12 protein-coding genes and 1 pseudogene are annotated in these 14,990 nt (G+C 71.7%); 8 read left to right on the top strand and 5 right to left on the bottom strand.

From position 1 onward, the window contains the following. Positions 1 to 175 precede the first annotated feature (175 nt). On the top strand, positions 176 to 1,948 hold the full coding sequence (locus AB0B29_RS07060) for an acetyl/propionyl/methylcrotonyl-CoA carboxylase subunit alpha (protein ID WP_362235003.1): 1,773 nt from the start codon (positions 176 to 178) through the stop codon (positions 1,946 to 1,948). A 713-nt stretch (positions 1,949 to 2,661) separates the two neighbouring features. On the opposite strand, the gene AB0B29_RS07055 is transcribed toward AB0B29_RS07060, so the two are convergent. Together AB0B29_RS07055 and AB0B29_RS07050 are read right to left on the bottom strand one after the other, a co-directional pair. Next, a complete protein-coding gene (locus tag AB0B29_RS07055; RefSeq protein WP_362235000.1) occupies positions 2,662 to 3,654 on the bottom strand; it encodes a DeoR/GlpR family DNA-binding transcription regulator in 993 nt (330 codons plus the stop codon). A gap of 165 nt (positions 3,655 to 3,819) precedes the next feature. Beyond that, a pseudogene (locus tag AB0B29_RS07050) lies at positions 3,820 to 5,277 on the bottom strand (NAD(P)H-quinone dehydrogenase); the annotation flags it as partial. 86 nt (positions 5,278 to 5,363) lie between these two features. On the opposite strand from AB0B29_RS07050, the gene AB0B29_RS07045 reads away from it, so the two are divergent. The 3 genes from AB0B29_RS07045 to AB0B29_RS07035 all read left to right on the top strand — a co-directional run bounded on the left by AB0B29_RS07045 (position 5,364) and on the right by AB0B29_RS07035 (position 8,770). Further along, positions 5,364 to 5,801: a gamma-glutamylcyclotransferase gene (locus AB0B29_RS07045; protein WP_033311347.1), complete on the top strand. Its 438-nt coding sequence runs from the start codon at positions 5,364 to 5,366 to the stop codon at positions 5,799 to 5,801. A 106-nt stretch (positions 5,802 to 5,907) separates the two neighbouring features. Continuing rightward, entirely contained in the window at positions 5,908 to 6,732 is an 825-nt protein-coding gene (locus AB0B29_RS07040; protein WP_362234997.1) for a purine-nucleoside phosphorylase, read from the top strand. A gap of 400 nt (positions 6,733 to 7,132) precedes the next feature. Then, positions 7,133 to 8,770, top strand: coding sequence for a phospho-sugar mutase (locus AB0B29_RS07035; protein ID WP_362234994.1), 1,638 nt, complete (start codon positions 7,133 to 7,135; stop codon positions 8,768 to 8,770). A 41-nt stretch (positions 8,771 to 8,811) separates the two neighbouring features. Here AB0B29_RS07035 and AB0B29_RS07030 read toward each other — a convergent pair whose 3' ends face one another. Both AB0B29_RS07030 and AB0B29_RS07025 read right to left on the bottom strand, forming a co-directional pair. Then, the gene (locus tag AB0B29_RS07030) at positions 8,812 to 9,171 is read right to left on the bottom strand and encodes a DUF6204 family protein (protein ID WP_362234991.1); all 360 of its coding nucleotides are present in this window, start codon (positions 9,169 to 9,171) and stop codon (positions 8,812 to 8,814) included. 111 nt (positions 9,172 to 9,282) lie between these two features. After that, entirely contained in the window at positions 9,283 to 9,987 is a 705-nt protein-coding gene (locus AB0B29_RS07025) for a PH domain-containing protein (RefSeq protein ID WP_362234988.1), read from the bottom strand. A 146-nt stretch (positions 9,988 to 10,133) separates the two neighbouring features. Between AB0B29_RS07025 and deoC the strand changes: the two genes are divergently transcribed. The 3 genes from deoC to AB0B29_RS07010 are packed head-to-tail and all read left to right on the top strand — an operon-like array spanning position 10,134 to position 13,434. After that, positions 10,134 to 11,096, top strand: coding sequence for a deoxyribose-phosphate aldolase (gene deoC, locus AB0B29_RS07020; RefSeq protein ID WP_362235668.1), 963 nt, complete (start codon positions 10,134 to 10,136; stop codon positions 11,094 to 11,096). Between the two features lie 21 nt (positions 11,097 to 11,117). Further along, the gene (locus tag AB0B29_RS07015; RefSeq protein WP_362234985.1) at positions 11,118 to 12,554 is read left to right on the top strand and encodes an aldehyde dehydrogenase family protein; all 1,437 of its coding nucleotides are present in this window, start codon (positions 11,118 to 11,120) and stop codon (positions 12,552 to 12,554) included. After that, complete coding sequence (locus AB0B29_RS07010; RefSeq protein WP_362234982.1) at positions 12,547 to 13,434, top strand: aldehyde dehydrogenase family protein; 888 nt, start codon at positions 12,547 to 12,549, stop codon at positions 13,432 to 13,434. The genes AB0B29_RS07015 and AB0B29_RS07010 overlap by 8 nt, the downstream gene beginning before the upstream one ends. A 75-nt stretch (positions 13,435 to 13,509) precedes the next feature. On the opposite strand, the gene AB0B29_RS07005 is transcribed toward AB0B29_RS07010, so the two are convergent. Continuing rightward, complete coding sequence (locus AB0B29_RS07005; RefSeq protein ID WP_362234979.1) at positions 13,510 to 14,262, bottom strand: TetR/AcrR family transcriptional regulator; 753 nt, start codon at positions 14,260 to 14,262, stop codon at positions 13,510 to 13,512. A gap of 114 nt (positions 14,263 to 14,376) precedes the next feature. On the opposite strand from AB0B29_RS07005, the gene AB0B29_RS07000 reads away from it, so the two are divergent. Then, the gene (locus tag AB0B29_RS07000) at positions 14,377 to 14,973 is read left to right on the top strand and encodes an NADPH-dependent FMN reductase (protein WP_362234976.1); all 597 of its coding nucleotides are present in this window, start codon (positions 14,377 to 14,379) and stop codon (positions 14,971 to 14,973) included. The last annotated feature ends 17 nt before the right edge of the window (positions 14,974 to 14,990 follow it).

Genomic DNA, 14,990 nt, shown 5'->3' with positions numbered 1-14,990 from the left:
GAGACGGCTAGGGTTTCCCGCAGGAGTACTGCGTACCGCGGTGCGACAAGGGATTTCGCGGGTCGAGCGAGCCACGCATCACGCTCCGTGTGGGCAAGCTCACCACTGGGGACGGGTCGAAGTGTCGTGTCGGCTGTCCCTAAACTCGGCTTGTTTCAAGGAGGGAGCCTCAATCGTGCGCAAGGTGCTCATCGCCAACCGTGGCGAAATCGCTGTCCGCGTGGCCCGGGCCTGCCGGGATGCCGGTATCGCGAGCGTGGCCGTCTACGCCGACCCGGACCGGGACGCTCTGCATGTCCGCACCGCGGATGAGGCGTTCGCCCTGGGCGGTGACACGCCGGGCACCAGCTACCTCGACATCGAGAAGGTGCTGGGCGCCGCCCGCGAGTCGGGCGCGGACGCGATCCACCCCGGCTACGGGTTCCTCTCCGAGAACGCCGAGTTCGCTCAGGCGGTCCTGGACGCGGGCCTGCTCTGGATCGGCCCGCCGCCGCAGGCGATCCGCGACCTCGGTGACAAGGTCGCCGCCCGGCACATCGCGCAGCGCGCGGGCGCCCCGCTGGTGGCCGGTACGCCCGACCCGGTGTCCGGTGCCGACGAGGTCGTCGCGTTCGCCGAGCAGCACGGTCTGCCGATCGCCATCAAGGCCGCGTTCGGTGGTGGCGGTCGTGGTCTGAAGGTCGCCCGCACCCTCGAAGAGGTGCCGGAGCTGTACGACTCGGCGGTCCGTGAGGCCGTCGCCGCGTTCGGCCGGGGCGAGTGCTTCGTCGAGCGGTACCTGGACAAGCCGCGGCACGTGGAGACCCAGTGCCTGGCCGACCAGCACGGCAACGTGGTCGTCGTCTCCACCCGTGACTGCTCCCTGCAGCGCCGTCACCAGAAGCTGGTGGAGGAGGCTCCGGCCCCCTTCCTGTCCGACGCGCAGATGGAGGAGCTGTACTCCGCCTCCAAGGCGATCCTGAAGGAAGCCGGCTACGTCGGCGCCGGCACGGTCGAGTTCCTCGTCGGCCTCGACGGGACGATCTCCTTCCTGGAGGTCAACACCCGTCTCCAGGTGGAGCACCCGGTCACCGAGGAGGTCGCCGGCATCGACCTGGTGCGCGAGATGTTCCGCATCGCCGACGGCGAAGAGCTCGGCTACGGCGACCCGGAGCTGCGCGGCCACTCCTTCGAGTTCCGCATCAACGGCGAGGACCCGGGCCGCAACTTCCTCCCGGCCCCCGGCACGGTCACGGCGTTCGCCCCGCCGTCCGGCCCGGGTGTCCGTCTGGACGCGGGCGTGGAGTCCGGTTCGGTCATCGGCCCGGCGTGGGACTCCCTGCTGGCCAAGCTGATCGTCACCGGCCGCACGCGCAAGGAGGCGCTGCAGCGGGCCGCCCGTGCGCTGGAGGAGTTCCAGGTCGAGGGCATGGCGACGGCGATCCCGTTCCACCGCGCGGTGGTGAAGGACCCGGCGTTCGCGCCGGAGCTCACGGACTCGTCGGACCCGTTCACGGTGCACACGCGGTGGATCGAGACGGAGTTCGTCAACGAGATCAAGCCGTTCACCGCGCCGGCCGATGCGGATGCGGACGAGGAGCCGGGCCGCGAGACGGTCGTCGTCGAGGTGGGCGGCAAGCGTCTCGAGGTCTCCCTGCCGTCGTCTCTGGGTATGTCGCTGGCCCGTACGGGTCTCGCGGCCGGCGCCAAGCCGAAGCGCCGCGCGGCGAAGAAGTCGGGCCCCGTGGCGTCCGGTGACACTCTCGCCTCCCCGATGCAGGGCACCATCGTCAAGGTCGCCGTCGAGGAGGGCCAGGAGGTCAAGGAGGGCGATCTGGTCGTCGTCCTGGAGGCCATGAAGATGGAGCAGCCGCTGAACGCACACCGCTCGGGCACGATCAAGGGCCTGAGCGCGGAGATCGGCGCGTCGGTGACGTCGGGCGCGGCCATCTGCGAGATCAAGGACTGACGCACCCACCCTTGGCGCGGCCCCACCCCTCGGCGGGGTGGGGCCGCGCCTCGGCGTTTCCGGCCTCCTGCGAGGGGGTGGGTCGGGGCCGCGCTCGGGTGGAGGGACGAGCGCCTACCGTGCGGCCGGGGATCACGGCCGCGCCAGGTGGGTGGACACGCGCCTACCGTGCCGCCCTGGGTCGGGGCCGCGCCGGGGGGTGTCCGTCCTCGGAACGGCGCGATGGGCTTGCACGCCGACTGACTGTTCGTCGACGCGCCAACCGCTGCGGGCGGACACCCCCCGACACGTCCCCTGCTCGCCGGGTGCGGGCGCGTCGTGGCGTGTGCCGCAGGCGCACCGTTCGTGCGCCCGTCTCGCGCGGCTGCGGGCCGCGGGCGGGGCGAGCGGGCCGTCCTGGCCCCCTGGCTGCGGGCCATCGTGCCGCTAAGGGCGGCACGGGTGGGCGCAGCGGCACCCCGGCCCGCCCAGCCACAGCCACCGGCCCCACCCAGCTGCGGGCAATCGTGCCGCTAAGGGCGGCACGGGTGGGCGCAGCGGCACCCCGGTCCGCCCAGCCACAGCCACCGGCCCCACCCAGCTGCGGGCAATCGTGCCGCTAAGGGCGGCACGGGTGGGCGCAGCGGCACCCCGGTCCGCCGGGTTGCGGACCCAGCCGGCGTCAGCTGCAACGCCGGGTACCTGCGCAGAAACCGCGGCTCAACCCCTCGGCGTCAACGCCTGCGCAGATCCGCCACCCGCGCCCGGTCCGCCCCCGCCCCCTGCTCACCCAGCATCGATGCAGAGGCGGAAGCAGACCTCAGCTGCCCCCCACCCCCCGGCGCCTGCCGCCGAGGCCCCGGCACCGGCAGGTCCCGGCGCTGCTGACGCACCGGGACGGAATCACCCCCCGGGCCCCCCGCACCCGACCCTGCCGAACCCCCCTGCCCCCCGGCGACAGCGATCTGCACGCCCTGGTCGGCCAGCGCCTGGAGTTCCGTGGCCGCACGGTCGTCATGGGCGGGCGGCTCGTCCGTGACGAGGCGCGTGATGAGATCCGTCGGCACGGTCTGGAACATGGTGTCGGTGCCGAGCTTGGTGTGGTCGGCGAGCACCACCACCTCCGCCGCGGCCTGCACCAACGCCCGGTCGACGGACGCCGACAGCATGTTGGACGTGGACAGCCCGCGCTCGGCGGTCAACCCGGCCCCGGACAGGAACGCCCGTGACACCCGCAGCCCGTGCAGGGACTGCTCCGCCCCGCTCCCGACCAGCGCGTAGTTCGAACCGCGGAGCGTACCGCCGGTCATCACGACCTCGACCCGGTTGGCATGGGCCAGCGCCTGGGCGACGAGGAGGGAGTTGGTGACGACGGTGAGCCCGGGTACCCGGGCGAGCCGGCGGGCCAGCTCCTGGGTCGTCGTACCCGCCCCGACCACGATCGCCTCTCCCTCTTCCACGAGGTTCGCGGCGAGGTCGGCGATGGCGGTCTTCTCGGCGGTCGCGAGATGAGACTTCTGCGGAAAGCCGGACTCCCGCGTGAAACCGCCCGGCAGTACCGCACCGCCGTGCCGGCGGTCGAGGAGTCCTTCTGCCTCCAGCGCGCGCACGTCCCGCCGTACGGTCACTTCGGAGGTCTGGACGACGCGGGCGAGCTCACGGAGCGACACGGCCCCGTTCGCTCGCACCATTTCGAGGATCAATTGGCGACGTTCTGCAGCGAACACGAAACTGACAGTAACGCCAGCGACCGTCTGCTTTCAGCAGTTTGCGCTGAATAGCAGAAGATGTTCGCACTCAGCAGCGGGAAGTGGTATAGGGCCTAGTCCCGCCGCCTATGCCGTACGAATGGTCGAACACTCCCCGTGACCAGGGAGGAGTCGGTTTCGGACTCAGCCCTCGCCGATCTCCTTGCGCGTGTGCAACTGCCGTGCCACCTCGGCGATCGAGCCCGACAGGGAGGGATAGACGGTGAAGGCGTTCGCGATCTGTTCGACGGTCAGATTGTTGTCGACCGCGATCGAGATGGGGTGGATCAGTTCCGATGCACGCGGAGCCACGACGACACCGCCGACCACGATGCCCGTACCCGGCCGGCAGAAGATCTTGACGAAGCCGTCGCGGATGCCCTGCATCTTGGCCCGCGGGTTGCGCAGCAGCGGCAGCTTCACGACCCGCGCGTCGATCTTCCCGCCGTCCACGTCGGCCTGGGTGTAGCCGACGGTCGCGATCTCCGGGTCGGTGAAGACGTTCGAGGAGACGGTCTTCAGGTTCAGCGGGGCCACGGCGTCGCCCAGGAAGTGGTACATGGCGATGCGGCCCTGCATGGCGGCCACGGACGCGAGGGCGAACACGCCGGTCACGTCACCGGCCGCGTACACGCCGGGAGCGGTCGTACGCGACACCCTGTCGGTCCAGATGTGGCCGGACTCGCGCAGCCGGACACCGGCGTCCTCCAGCCCCATGCCCGCACTGTTGGGCACGGCACCGACCGCCATGAGGCAGTGCGACCCGGTGATGACCCGCCCGTCGGCGAGGGTCACCTCGACCCGGTCCCCCACCCGCTTGGCGGACTGCGCGCGGGAACGCCCCATGACGTTCATGCCGCGCCGCCGGAAGACGTCCTCCAGCACGGCCGCCGCGTCCGGGTCCTCGCCGGGCAGCACGCGGTCGCGCGACGACACGAGCGTCACCCTGGAGCCCAGCGCCTGGTAGGCACCGGCGAACTCGGCGCCGGTCACACCGGACCCGACCACGATCAGCTCCTCGGGGAGCTCGTCGAGGTCGTACACCTGGGTCCAGTTCAGGATCCGCTCGCCGTCGGGCAGGGCGTCGGGCAGCTCACGGGGGTGCCCGCCGGTGGCGATGAGCACGGCGTCAGCCGTCAGGGTCTCCTCACTCCCGTCGGCGGTGCGCACCACCACCTTCCGCGACCCGTCGAGCGCCTGCATGCCCTCCAGCCGCCCGCGCCCGCGCATGACACGCGCCCCGGCCCGCGTCACGGAGGCCGTGATGTCGTGCGACTGGGCGAGCGCGAGCCGCTTCACACGGCGGTTGACCTTGCCCAGGTCGACGCCCACCACCCGGGCGGCCTGCTCCATCGGCGGGGTGTCGTCGGCGACGATGATCCCCAGCTCCTCGTACGAGGAGTCGAAGGTGGTCATCACCTCGGCCGTGGCGATCAGGGTCTTCGACGGCACGCAGTCGGTGAGCACCGACGCCCCGCCCAGACCGTCGCAGTCGACGACGGTCACCTCCGCGCCGAGTTGGGCGGCCACCAGGGCCGCTTCGTATCCGCCGGGTCCGCCACCGATGATCACGATCCGAGTCACGTACTCCATTGTCCCGCACGCAACAAGGTGACACCGCCCGGGGGCCCGCTCGTGCGCCTGTCGTTACACGAGTGACGCCGGACCACCTGCCGTACCCTTCCCCCATGTCGCTCTACGCCGCGTACGCCGGCAACCTCGACGCGCGGCTGATGTCCCGCCGCGCCCCGCACTCGCCGCTGCGCGCCACCGGCTGGCTGAACGGATGGCGACTGACCTTCGGCGGCGAGCACATGGGCTGGGAGGGCGCCCTGCCGACGATCGTGGAGGACCCCCTCTCCCAGGTCTTCGTCTCGCTCTACGACATCGCCCCGATGGACGAGGAGTCGCTGGACCGCTGGGAGGGCGTGGGCCTCGACATCTACCGCCGTACGCGCGTACGGGTCCACACCCTCGACGGTGAGGACACCGCCTGGGCCTTCGCCCTGAACGCCTACGAGGGCGGTCTGCCCTCCGCGCGCTACCTGGGCGAGATCGCCGACGCGGCCGAGTCGGCCGGCGCCCCCCACGACTACGTGATGGAGCTCCGCAAGCGCCCCTGCTGACGACAGCCCGCCCGAGGCCACTCGTCGGAAACGACAAGACAACGATCGCCACCCCGTGAGCTCTGCCATCTACGCGCGTAGGCAAACAGCCGCTACCCTCGTCCGCGTGAACGCATCTCTTCTTCCGGACGACATCCAGGGCGACCCCCACGCGGCCGCCGACGCCGCCGCGGCCCGCCTGCGCGAACTGACGGGCGCCGAGACCCACGACGTCGCCCTCGTGATGGGCTCCGGCTGGGCTCCGGCCGTGGACGCCCTGGGCGCCCCCGAGGCCGAGTTCCAGGTCACCGAGCTCCCCGGTTTCCCGCCGCCGGCGGTGGAGGGCCACGGGGGCAAGATCCGCTCGTACCGGATCGGCAACAAGCGCGCCCTGGTCTTCCTGGGCCGTACGCACTACTACGAGGGCCGCGGGGTGGCGGCGGTCTCCCACGGCGTCCGTACCGCGGTCTCGGCCGGCTGCAAGACGGTCGTCCTGACCAACGGCTGCGGCGGCCTGCGCGAGGGCATGCGCCCCGGCCAGCCGGTCCTCATCAGCGACCACATCAACCTCACCGCCACCTCCCCCATCATCGGCGCGAACTTCGTCGACCTCACCGACCTGTACTCGCCGCGTCTGCGTGCCCTGTGCAAGGAGGTCGACGCGACGCTGGAGGAGGGCGTCTATGCCCAGTTCCCCGGCCCGCACTACGAGACCCCGGCCGAGATCCGCATGGCCCGGGTCATCGGTGCGGACCTGGTGGGCATGTCGACGGTCCTCGAGGCGATCGCCGCCCGTGAGGCGGGCGCGGAGGTCCTGGGCATCTCCCTCGTCACCAACCTCGCGGCGGGCATGACCGGCGAGCCCCTGAACCACGAGGAGGTCCTCCAGGCGGGCCGCGACTCCGCGACGCGCATGGGCTCCCTGCTCGCGCAGGTCCTGGACCGCCTGTAAGAAGGCTTCGCGGCAGGGGGGAGGCGCCGCCAGGTGGCTGCGGGCCCGCGGTGGCCGGTCGCGCAGTTCCCCGCGCCCCTTGGGGGTTGCCACACCCGGCGGCACAAGTGGCCTGCTCGGGGCGAGCGGCGACCCCCACTCGCCGCACCCGCCGTCGGACGCAAGGGGACGCGTCGGGGGTGTCCGCCCGCAGCGGTTGGCGCGTCGACGGACGGTTAGTCGGTACCCAACCCCATCGCGCCGTTCCGAGGACGGACACCCCCCGGCGCGGCCCCGACCCACCCCCGGCGCCAGGCGAGGACGCGCACCCCGAGACGCGCACCCTCCACTCATGCGCAGACCGCCGCCCGCCGCCCGCCGCCGCACACCCACACCACACCGGAGAGGCTGACCCCACACCGTGCACGAAGAACTCATCGCACAGGCCCAGGCGTGGCTCACCGAGGACCCCGACCCGGACACCCGCACCGAGCTGGCCCGCCTCATCGACGCCCAGGACTACGCGGAACTCGCCGCCCGCTTCGGCGGCACGCTCCAGTTCGGCACCGCCGGCCTCCGCGGCGAACTCGGCGCCGGCCCCCTGCGCATGAACCGCTCGGTCGTCATCCGCGCCGCCGCCGGCCTCGCCGCGTACCTCAAGAAGCAGGGCCACGACAACGGTCTCGTCGTCATCGGCTACGACGCCCGCCACAAGTCCCACGACTTCGCCCAGGACACCGCCGCCGTCATGACCGGCGCGGGCCTGCGCGCGGCCGTCCTGCCCCGCCCCCTCCCCACCCCCGTGCTCGCCTACGCGATAAGGCACCTCGGCGCGGTCGCGGGCGTGGAGGTCACCGCCAGCCACAACCCGCCCCGCGACAACGGCTACAAGGTCTACCTCGGCGACGGCTCGCAGATCGTCCCCCCGGCGGACGTCGACATCGCGGCGGAGATCGCCGCCGTCCCGTCCCTCACCACCGTCCGGCGCCCCACCGAGGGCTGGGACACCCTCGACGACAGCGTCCTCGACGCCTACCTCGCCCGCACGGACGCCGTCCTGGCCGAGGGCTCCCCCCGCACGGCCCGCACGGTGTACACGGCGATGCACGGCGTCGGCAAGGACGTCCTGCTGTCCGCCTTCGCCCGCGCCGGCTTCCCGGAGCCGGTCCTCGTCGCCGAGCAGGCCGAACCCGACCCGGAGTTCCCGACCGTCGCGTTCCCCAACCCGGAGGAACCCGGCGCGATGGACCTGGCCTTCGCGACGGCCCGTGCCGGCCAGAACGCCCCGGACCTGATCATCGCCAACGACCCGGACGCGGACCGCTGCGCCGTCGCCGTCCAGGACGGCACCGACTGGCGCATGCTGCGAGGCGACGAGGTCGGGGCCCTGCTCGCCGCCCACCTGGTCCGGCGCGGAGCGAGGGGTACCTTCGCGGAGTCGATCGTCTCGTCGTCCCTCCTCGGCCGCATCGCCGAGAAGGCGGGCCTCCCCCACGTCGAGACCCTCACCGGCTTCAAGTGGATCGCCCGCGCCGAGGGCCTGCGCTTCGGCTACGAGGAGGCCCTCGGCTACTGCGTGGACCCCGACGGCGTACGCGACAAGGACGGCATCACCGCCGCGCTGCTGATCACGGAACTGGCCTCGCAGCTCAAGGAGGAGGGCCGCAGCCTCCTCGACCTGCTGGACGACCTGGCCGTGGAGCACGGCCTGCACGCGACGGACCAGCTCTCGGTCCGCGTGGAGGACCTCTCCCTCATCGCCTCCGCGATGCGCCGTCTGCGCGAGCAGCCCCCGACGGAACTGGCCGGCCTGCAGATCACCCGTACCGACGACCTCACCAAGGGCACGGCCGAGCTGCCGCCCACGGACGGTCTGCGGTACACCCTGGACGGCGCGCGGGTGATCGTCCGCCCGAGCGGCACGGAGCCGAAGCTGAAGTGCTACCTGGAGGTGGTGATCCCGGTCGGGTCGCACAAGGACCTCCCGGAAGCCCGCGCGAAGGCGACCGCGCTACTGGAGTCGATCAAGCGCGACCTGTCGACGGCGGCCGGAATCTGAGGGCGGGACCCGCACGACCGCTCCCTCACTCCGCCGAGGACTCAGAAACCCTTCCGGGCGGCCTCCCGCCGCTGTCGCTTGCCGAGAGGCGCCTGGGAGAGGTCCTCGGCGGTGCACCTGAGGTTCTTGTAGCCGTACCCGCGCTGCTCCAGCCACGCCCGCGCCGACGCCTCGGCCCGCTCGGTGGCCTCCAGGATGTCCTCCTCGGCCTCCCCGGAGTCCAGGAAGCGGAAGGTGAAGGCGGGCCGCACGGCCACGTCGTAGGTGAGGCTCCCCTCGGGGGTGAAGGCCGCTCGCAGCACATCGTGCTCGGCGGCCCGCTCCAGCAGCTCGGCCCGCTGCTCGGCGCTCAGCCCGTCGAAGACGCCTCGCACGGTGACACGGAAGGTACGGGTACTCATGCCCCGAACCTAGGCGCCGGGGCCCCACCGCCTCCACCGCTTTTCGCGGCGGTCAGCCCCTCACCGTTCCCCGGCGGTCAGCCCATCCCCGCTCCGCGGCGGTCAGCACGCTCAGCCCATCACCACCAGGATCAGCACCAGCACAGCTCCGGCGACCGCCGGCGCCAGCACCTCGTAGGCCCACCGCACGGTCACCTCACCCTGCGCCGACTCCGCCTGGCGCCGCGCCTCGTGCAGCCCGCGCAGCTCGTCCATGATCCGGTCCGTCTCGGCCCGTACGGGCCCCTCGGAGACGGAATCCCCGCCGAGGCCGTCGCCCAGGCCCGCCCGCATCCCGAGCGCGCTTCCGCGGCCCTCGTCCCGGCCCATCGCCCGCCGCGCCTGTGCCGTCGCCCGCATCTCGCGCCGCGCGGCCTTCTTGCGCGCACGCAGCGAGACGGGCACGGCCCACAGCTGGTACTTCGTACCGGACTCGGTGAGGACCTCGTTCGAGTAGGCGGAGCGCAGCGAGGCGACCTGGCCCCAGGGCACGACGACGAGCCGGAAGGGGTTGCGGATCCGCAGCCGGTCGTCGCCGGCGTACACGGCCGGCCGCAGGGTGAAGGCGACGACCAGCGGCGCGACGAGGAGCAGCACGGCGAGCGCGAGCCACGGCGTGCGCCCCTCCCCGGAGATCACCGCGTCGATACCGAGCCACCCGGCGATGGCGAGCAGCAGCACACCACCGGCGATGGCCGGGACCGACCGGTACACCCGGTCCTTGGACTCGGGTTCCGAGGGCTGCGGCGCCGGCGGCTGGGGTTCGGGGCTCGTCATGTCTCGATTCTGCCGGACCCGTCCGCGGGGCCCTCATCCGCCCGAGGGCAAGCGTCGGATCCGCCCGGGAGAGAACCCGGATCCGCTCGGGAGAGAACCGGGGACTGTACAGCCGCTACGCGCGTAGATATGCTCGTCTGGTGACCATGCCCAGTTCTGCACTCACCGCAGCTCACCCCCTCAAGGACGTCGCCGCGTCCGACAGCGCGCTGCGCCGCTTCCTCCACGGGCTCCCCGGCGTCGACGCGGTCGGACTCGAGGGCCGCGCGGCCTCCCTCGGCACCCGTTCGATCAAGACGACCGCGAAGGCGTACGCCATCGACCTCGCCATCTCGATGGTCGACCTGACGACGCTGGAAGGCGCGGACACCCCGGGCAAGGTCCGGGCGCTCGGCGCGAAGGCGGTCAAGCCCGACCCGACGGACCGTACGACGCCCGCCACCGCGGCGGTCTGCGTCTACCCCGACATGGTGGCCGTGGCCAAGGAGGCCGTCGCCGGCTCCGGCGTGAAGGTCGCCTCGGTGGCCACGGCGTTCCCGGCCGGACGCGCCGCGCTCGCCGTCAAGCTGGCCGACGTGCGTGACGCGGTCGCCGCCGGTGCCGACGAGATCGACATGGTCATCGACCGCGGGGCGTTCCTCGCGGGTCGATACTTGAAGGTGTACGACGAGATCACCGCCGTGAAGGAGGCCTGCGGCACCTCCGCGCGCCTGAAGGTCATCTTCGAGACCGGCGAGCTCTCGACGTACGACAACATCCGCCGCGCGAGCTGGCTCGGGATGCTGGCGGGCGCGGACTTCATCAAGACCTCCACCGGAAAGGTCGCCGTCAACGCGACCCCGGCGAACACGCTGCTCATGCTGGAGGCGGTGCGGGACTTCCGTGCGCAGACCGGCATCCAGGTCGGTGTGAAGCCGGCCGGTGGCATCCGCACCTCCAAGGACGCCATCAAGTTCCTCGTGCTGGTCAACGAGACCGCGGGCGCGGACTGGCTGGACAACCACTGGTTCCGCTTCGGCGCCTCCTCGCTGCTGAACGACCTTCTGATGCAGCGGCAGAAGCTGGCCACCGGCCGCTACTCCGGTCCCGACTACGTGACGGTGGACTGAGACCCCATGACTATGGAAAACGTGTCTTCGGTATTCGCATACGCACCGGCCCCCGAGTCGCGTGCGATCGCCGACATCGCTCCCTCGTACGGCCTGTTCATCGACGGCGAGTTCGTCGAGGCGGCGGACGGCAAGGTCTTCAAGACCGTCTCCCCGTCGACCGAGGAGGTTCTCTCCGAGGTCGCCCGGGCCGGTTCCGAGGACGTCGACCGTGCGGTGAAGGCCGCGCGCCGGGCCTTCGAGAAGTGGTCGGCGCTCCCGGGCGCGGAGCGCGCGAAGTACCTCTTCCGCATCGCCCGCATCATCCAGGAGCGCTCCCGCGAGCTCGCCGTCCTCGAGACGCTCGACAACGGCAAGCCGATCAAGGAGACGCGCGACGCCGACCTGCCCCTGGTCGCCGCGCACTTCTTCTACTACGCGGGCTGGGCCGACAAGCTCGACCACGCGGGCTTCGGCGCGAACCCCAGGCCGCTGGGTGTCGCGGGCCAGGTCATCCCCTGGAACTTCCCCCTGCTGATGCTGGCGTGGAAGATCGCCCCGGCCCTCGCGACCGGCAACACGGTCGTGCTGAAGCCGGCCGAGACCACCCCCCTGTCGGCGCTGTTCTTCGCGGACATCTGCCGCCAGGCGGGCCTGCCCAAGGGCGTCGTCAACATCCTCCCGGGCTACGGCGACGCGGGCGCGGCGCTGATCGCCCACCCGGACGTGAACAAGGTCGCCTTCACCGGCTCCACGGCCGTCGGCAAGGAGATCGCCCGCACGGTCGCCGGGACCAAGAAGAAGGTCACGCTCGAACTGGGCGGCAAGGGCGCCAACATCGTCTTCGACGACGCCCCCATCGACCAGGCCGTCGAGGGCATCGTCAACGGCATCTTCTTCAACCAGGGCCAGGTCTGCTGCGCGGGCTCCCGGCTGCTGGTGCAGGAGTCGATCCAGGAGGAGCTGCTGGAGTCCCTGAAGCGCCGCCTGTCCACGCTGCGCCTCGGCGACCCGCTGGACAAGAACACGGACATCGGCGCGATCAACTCCGAGGAGCAGCTCACCCGCATCACCTCGCTCGTCGAGCAGGGCGAGGCGGAGGGCGCCGAGCGGTGGTCGCCGGCGTGCGAACTGCCGGAGAGCGGCTACTGGTTCGCCCCGACGCTGTTCACGAACGTCACCCAGGCGCACCGGATCGCCCGGGACGAGATCTTCGGCCCGGTGCTGTCGGTGCTGACCTTCCGCACTCCGGACGAGGCGGTCGCCAAGGCCAACAACACGCCGTACGGCCTGTCCGCCGGCATCTGGACGGAGAAGGGCTCGCGCATCCTGGCGGTCGCGAACAAGCTCCGCGCCGGGGTCGTCTGGTCCAACACGTTCAACAAGTTCGACCCGACGTCGCCGTTCGGCGGTTACAAGGAGTCGGGCTTCGGCCGCGAGGGCGGCCGTCACGGCCTGGAGGCGTACCTCGATGTCTGATGCACGACTGTCGGTGTTCAAGACCTACAAGCTGTACGTCGGCGGGAAGTTCCCGCGTTCCGAGAGCGGCCGGGTGTACGAGGTGACCGACGCAAAGGGCAAGTGGCTGGCGAACGCGCCCCTGTCGTCCCGCAAGGACGCCCGGGACGCGGTGGTCGCGGCCCGCAAGGCGTTCGGCGGCTGGTCCGGCGCGACGGCGTACAACCGCGGCCAGGTCCTCTACCGCGTCGCGGAGATGCTGGAGGGTCGCCGCGACCAGTTCGTGCGCGAGGTGGCCGAGGCGGAAGGGCTGTCGAAGTCCAAGTCCGCGGCGGTCGTGGACGCGACGATCGACCGCTGGGTCTGGTACGCGGGCTGGACCGACAAGATCGCCCAGGTGGTCGGCGGCGGCAACCCGGTCGCGGGCCCGTTCTTCAACCTGTCGTCGCCCGAACCGACCGGTGTGGTCGCCGTCCTGGCGCCGCAGGAGTCGTCGTTCCTGGGACTGGTGTCGGTGCTCGCCCCGGTGATCGCGACGGGCAACACGGCGGTCGTGGTGGCGAGCGAGAACTCCCCGCTCCCCGCCCTGTCCCTGGCCGAGGTGCTGGCCACCTCGGACGTCCCCGGCGGCGTGGTCAACGTCCTGTCGGGCCGTACGGCCGAGATCGCGACCCCGCTGGCGGCCCACCAGGACGTCAACGCGATCGACCTGGCGGGCGCCGACGAGGTGCTGGCGAAGGAGCTGGAGATCGCGGCGGCCGACAATCTGAAGCGGGTCGTCCGTCCACAGCCTGTGGATTACGCGGAGACTCCCGGGATCGACCGTCTGACGGCGTTCCTGGAGACCAAAACGGTCTGGCACCCCACCGGGTCACTGGGCGCGTCGGGCTCCTCGTACTAGCCCGTCCCCCTCGATACGGAAGCCCCGGCCCTCCTCCGTCCAGGAGGCCCGGGGCTTCTGCGCGCCCGCTCCGCCTCAGATGCCGAGCCGCTGCCCGATGCCGTCGAGGACGCAGTCGAGGCCGAACGCGAACTCCCAGGCCCGGTCGTCCTTGCGGGTCGCACCGAGGGCGTACTGCTCGAAGGCCGGGAAGCGGCCCGTGCTCATCAGGTAGCGCATCTGCGGGGCGAGTGCCTGGCGGGTTTCGTCGCCGCTGGTCCAGCCGTTGCGCTCCTGGTAGTCGCGCAGGGCGATCTCGGTCTGGGCCGCGCCGTGCACGAAGGAGGCGACGGCCCGGAAGGCGGCCATGACCGAGTCGGCGTCCAGGCCGAAGCCGGCGAGCGCGGCCAGCTGCCGTTCCGCCACGGCCAGCCGTGACGGTGTGAGCATGACGAGGGGCATCGGCATGACCGCCATCCACGGATGGGCGAGCATCAGCTCCCGGGTCTGCAGGGCGTAGGAGCGCAGTACCTCCCGCCAGTCCGTCGCGCCCTCCGGGACGGCCAGGTCGCGGAAGACCCGGTCGATCATGAGCGCCCAGAGGTCGTCCTTGCCGTCGACGTGCCGGTAGGCCGCCATGGGGGCGACGCCGAGCCGGGTGGCGAGGCGGCGCATGGTGACGGCGGCGCCGCCCTCCTCGTCGGCGATCTCGACCGCGGCGGCGGCGATCCGCTCCAGGGTCAGTGAGGCGCGTGGGAGGGGGGTCGGCCGCTCCATGCGCTCCCAGAGAGAACGCCCCTCCGTCCCGCTCTCCGCACCTTCCTTCGTCGCGTCTTTCGCGACCGCCATGTCCGCTCCTCCCGGTCGACCTGTCGCGTACAGCGTATCTCCAGTAGACGGCGTACACATTCATGTGTACGTTGTACGCAGCTGGATACGCCGTACACACCCAGGGGGAAACCTATGCCCGGCCGCATCGAACCGCTCCGCGTCGCCGTTCTCGTCGGCTCGACCCGCGAGGGGCGCTTCGCGCCCGTGGTGACGAACTGGCTGACCGGCCACCTCGAGCAGCGCGACGATCTGACCTACGAGGTCGTGGACCTTGCCGAGACGCCGCTGCCGACCGTGTTCCCGGCGTTCGGCCGGCAGCCGGAGCCCGTCTCACGCGAGCAACTGGCCCTCGTCTCACCGCGCCTCGCCGCGGCCGACGCCTTCGTGATCGTCACGCCCGAGTACAACCACAGCTTCCCGGCGTCCCTGAAAAACGCGATCGACTGGCACGGCGAGGAGTGGCACGGCAAGCCGGTCGGCTTCGTCTCCTACGGCGGCCTGTCCGGCGGTCTGCGCGCGGTGGAGCAACTGCGGGTCGTCATGGCCGAGGTGAACGCCACGACCATCCGCAACACCGTCAGCTTCCACGACGCGTGGAGCCGCTTCGACGAGGACGGCGCCTGCAAGGACCCCGCCGCCGACACCGCCGCGAAGGCCCTGCTCGACCAGCTCGCCTGGTGGGGACACGCCCTGCGCGCCGCCAAGTCCGCCCGTCGCTACGTCGCCTGACCACCGATCGCCAAGAG

This window comes from Streptomyces tibetensis, assembly GCF_040647715.1.
Classification (GTDB): Bacteria; Actinomycetota; Actinomycetes; order Streptomycetales; family Streptomycetaceae; genus Streptomyces; species Streptomyces tibetensis_A.
The sequence above is the reverse complement of the archived record's forward strand: the minus strand, read 5'-3'. Positions and strand labels throughout refer to the sequence as shown.

Bases quoted from the DNA above. Each gene is read 5' to 3' on its own strand.
- AB0B29_RS07045 (WP_033311347.1), top strand. From the start codon at position 5,364: ATGTCGCTCTACGCCGCGTACGCCGGCAACCTCGACGCGCGGCTGATG.
- AB0B29_RS07030 (WP_362234991.1), bottom strand. From the start codon at position 9,171: ATGAGTACCCGTACCTTCCGTGTCACCGTGCGAGGCGTCTTCGACGGG.
- AB0B29_RS07025 (WP_362234988.1), bottom strand. From the start codon at position 9,987: ATGACGAGCCCCGAACCCCAGCCGCCGGCGCCGCAGCCCTCGGAACCC.
- deoC (WP_362235668.1), top strand. From the start codon at position 10,134: ATGCCCAGTTCTGCACTCACCGCAGCTCACCCCCTCAAGGACGTCGCC.
- AB0B29_RS07010 (WP_362234982.1), top strand. From the start codon at position 12,547: ATGTCTGATGCACGACTGTCGGTGTTCAAGACCTACAAGCTGTACGTC.
- AB0B29_RS07005 (WP_362234979.1), bottom strand. From the start codon at position 14,262: ATGGCGGTCGCGAAAGACGCGACGAAGGAAGGTGCGGAGAGCGGGACG.
- AB0B29_RS07000 (WP_362234976.1), top strand. From the start codon at position 14,377: ATGCCCGGCCGCATCGAACCGCTCCGCGTCGCCGTTCTCGTCGGCTCG.